The following is a 3,703-nucleotide window of genomic DNA, read 5'->3' on the forward strand; positions in this document are numbered from 1 at the left end:
CGTGGTGCCAGTTCGCCGATCTTCGCCCGCGCAATCCAGCGGATCGCGCTGGACACTCCCACGCCGAACCGCGCCGCCGCTTGCCGCGCCGACATGCCCTCGTCCGAAGCCTTCAAGACCCGCGACCGAAGATCACCGCTCAATGCTCTTCCCATCGTCCACCTCCATCGAGGTGGATGTTGAATCAGCACAAAACCCAGCCGTCACATCACAATCGATTCATCGATCACAGGACGTGCTCTAGAGCAGAATCTGATCATTCCGGCTCATATCCTGTGGCAGCGAAGTAGTTGGCGCACTCCGTTGGTGTGAAGCGTGAAGCATGGCAGTGCGGCGCTGATCGTATCCCACAGTTCCGCGATGGTTCGTGCGGCGGCTTTGCGTAGAATCGATTTCAGCTTGGAAAAGGGGTTTTCGATCGGGTTGAAGTCGGGAGAATAGGGCGGGAGGAACATCATCCTTGCGCCGGTCGCTTCGATCGCCGCACGGGCGACTGCGCTTTTGTGCGCCGGCAGGTTGTCGAGGATCAGCGACATCGTCGGGCCGCAGCGTCGGTACGAGAACCTGCTCGACATAGGCGACGAACCATTCGCCAGTCATCGGGCCGTCCAGGACCATTGGCGCGGTCATGCCTGTGAGGCGCAGGGCGCCAGCGAACGTCGTCGTCCTCCAATGGCCATGCGGGATTGGCGATCGGCACCGCATCCCGCGCTTCGTGCGCCCCCGCAGTCGAGCCATCTTTGTCGAGGCTCCGGTTTCGTCGATGAAGACCAGATGCTCGGGATCAAGATCGGGCTGGGCGTCGAACCACGCGTTTCGTCGCGCGGCTACGTCTGGCCGCTCCTGGTCGCTGGCGTGCGCCGTTTTTTTTGAAGGTCATAGAGTGACGATCGAGAAAGCGCCAGATCGTGCTCGTCGCAAACGACGCGCCATGCTCCTGTCGCAGCAACTCGACGAGTTCGACCAGCGTGATGTCCACCCGCCTCTTGATCGCCGCCAGGATGATGTCGCGATACGCTTCGACGCGGTGGGACCGCCTGTCGCCGCCCTGCGGCTTTGCGCAAGTGGCTCCGGTCTCGCGCCATCCCAACGCACCGCACTTGCCGCCGCCACGCCAAATCTCGCCGCTGCCGCCCGTCGCGACAGGCCGCCATCAACCGCTGCGACTACGCGAGCCCGCAAGTCTTCGAGTCTTCGGATAAGGATTTCGCCATGCCATGCCGGCCTCCTCATCCAGCAGATATGCTGAATCAGATTTCCAATCCCCACGAAACCCCTATCGATTCTATCCGCTCGGATTTCGCTCTAGTGCGCCGCCTGTACACGCCCAGGCTCCACTCGTGCCGCCATCGGCTCCACGCCCTTGCGCTCGCCCGGCAGCAGCAGCCCGATGCAATAGGCCTTCAGCGGCGCCACCCGGTCGGCGTGACCCAAAGCCGCGGCGAGCGTCTCGACATAGGCCGCAAACGCGATTCACTCGTTTCGATTCCGTTCTGGAGATCCATCGCTTCCTCCATTTGAAGCTTGAATCGCCATTCTCGCAATCAATGTTAACGAAACTCATGACACAGTGAGACTAATTAAGAGATTGGGCAACCTATCAACTCCGAAAAGTGTCCAGAAACTGCAGATGGCGTTTTGAATCGCGGCTTATTGGATCGGGCCGCCAATCGCGCTTGCGAGACGCCTCACATCGACGCGTCGGGCTTCAGCCTTATCACTCCAACGTCGTTCTCGATGGCGATTTGGGTTCCAAATGGCTCCGAGAGCCTCTGCAGCCGCTCCAAAATAACTCTTGCTTGCGGTGCGGTAGCGAGACTCGGCACTCCTCGATTGGCAAACCTCTTCAAGCGACCGAGCTCAATTGGATAGAGCCTCAATTCGGCAAGCTGATTCCGTTCGAAGCGGCTGACGGCTACAACGCTCTCATAGTACACGGCGTCGGAGAGTGGCGCTATAAATCCTTCCAACGTCGGGTATCCTATTGCCATCTCATCGACGTTCAACTCGGCGTCCGTGTGAACGCGTGGGTCTTTGCCGTATGCGTCGAAAAAGTCAGCCCCTGCGGGGGTCCGGAGGTCTTCACAGAAGAAATTACCCAAGCTATAAAAGATAGGCCGCCCCTTATAGATCTCGAGGCCTCGCAACTGATGCGGTCCATGTACAATGTATGCGTCCGCTCCACTATCAATGAGTTTGCGAGCAAACGATTGTTCGTAGTCGGGAGATTCCTGGCTCCATTCGCCGGGCTGGTGCCCGTGGTTCGTGACGATGCAGAAGTCCGAGAACTGCTTACCTCGACGCAAGTTCCGTAAAATATCGGCAACATCGCGCGGGTTTGCGTCGAAGCAGTAGCCTGCTTTCTCGCCCATTTCAAATTTCATCTCAAAGTCGAGCACGACGCAGCTTCGATCTTGTTTACTGGGCTTGTAACCCGGCAGAATATCACGTAGCCGTCTCAAGCTCTCAAAAATCGCCGGCGGGACCACAATGCTTTTCGTCAAGCGAAGGGCGTTGAGTCCTGGTCTGCCTGGCGCCTCGCCGGCGGCGTTGCAGGCGCGAGCCATCGGCTTGAACGATGCAGCGAATGACACCAAAGCCACCCGACCCCGGGCAGTTTCCAGGAAGCGAGCGGCGCCGGCTTGTGCGAGATTTTCGCCTGCGCCTGCATGGACAATACCGCTCTCATCAAGCGCGCGACTTGTTTCACGCATGCCTTCAAGGCCCCAGTCCAGTGCATGGTTGTTCGCGCGACTGACCATATTGAAGCCCATCGCTTTTAAGTCCGGCCCCAGCTCCGGGGCGCTGACGCAATTACACGCAGCCTGCGGGAATCCTTTAGACTGAACATCCAAGATGTTGGTTTCCAGGTTGCCGAAAGTGACGTCGGCCTTTTGAAAGATCCTGAGGACATCAGCCAAGCCTGGATGATGTCCTTTTGTTACAGGCCGCGCCAAGAGAAGGTCGCCGACTGCCGCCATCGTGAAGCCGTCTGCAACGTTCGTTTCGATTGAGCCGACCGTATCAAAGCCATCGTCCTGCTGGACAGATGGGCGAGTATTATCGTCGTGCGAATTCATGTGCTTTCCTACTTTGTTGCAAGCCTCATTCGACAGTCGCTGTACTTGTCGCTGCGGGCCGCCTGAGCCGACGTGATTTTCTGGGCCGTGCGACGGTGCTCGGCCGCGGCGGCTCAGATAGCCGAGTTCTTGCGACATTTGGATGCTCCTCATTAAGAGGTGTTATGTGCTCCCTTGGGCCGACAATGCGGCCTCCTTTTGAGAAACAATACCCGTAGCCACGTGCCGCGTGGCGTGAATTTGCCTCTGTCAATGCACGGAATCGGCGTTTTGGATTTCGTCAGCGCACAATTCCCCCAGATGAATATTCGACGATAGCCTCCGCCAAACGGGCAACGGGGAGCCATCAAGTAGAACGACGGGAGAATTCGTCGGCCCTGATGGCGCTGCATGCTCAATAACGCAGCCCATCACGGCCTGAACGCTTTGCAAACCATTCAGTCGACTGGCAAGAACAACAGCGAATGCGACAATTGTTCTCCGCTGGCGTATTTTGTCGGCTGTATTTTTTTGTTCGGCTGTATTCCCTCCAGAGATCTTTGGACGTTAACCGATCAATCAGACGATGATCAGTTCGCGTGGATTCCCAGGTGTCGCACGCTCAGCTCCCGAGCGGGTGACTA

The 3,703-nt window shown here is 58.0% G+C and carries 3 protein-coding genes and 2 pseudogenes; 1 reads left to right on the forward strand and 4 read right to left on the reverse strand.

The genetic code is table 11. The features are described from left to right. The 4 genes and pseudogenes from NKH12_RS30070 to NKH12_RS30085 form a co-directional block, all read right to left on the reverse strand. Positions 1-155: helix-turn-helix domain-containing protein (locus NKH12_RS30070; RefSeq protein ID WP_352956432.1), on the reverse strand; the 155-nt coding region annotated here is incomplete at its 3' end. A 101-nt stretch (positions 156-256) separates the two neighbouring features. Then, positions 257-1,233, reverse strand: a pseudogene (locus NKH12_RS30075) (IS630 family transposase). Between the two features lie 75 nt (positions 1,234-1,308). Continuing rightward, a pseudogene (locus NKH12_RS30080) lies at positions 1,309-1,473 on the reverse strand (transposase); the annotation flags it as partial. A 215-nt stretch (positions 1,474-1,688) separates the two neighbouring features. Then, complete coding sequence (locus NKH12_RS30085; protein ID WP_352956433.1) at positions 1,689-3,080, reverse strand: CapA family protein; 1,392 nt, start codon at positions 3,078-3,080, stop codon at positions 1,689-1,691. 390 nt (positions 3,081-3,470) lie between these two features. On the opposite strand from NKH12_RS30085, the gene NKH12_RS30090 reads away from it, so the two are divergent. Further along, on the forward strand, positions 3,471-3,703 hold a 233-nt coding region (locus NKH12_RS30090), incomplete at its 3' end, for a hypothetical protein (protein ID WP_352956430.1).

The organism is Mesorhizobium sp. M1322 (assembly GCF_040318085.1).
Lineage (GTDB): Bacteria > Pseudomonadota > Alphaproteobacteria > Rhizobiales > Rhizobiaceae > Mesorhizobium.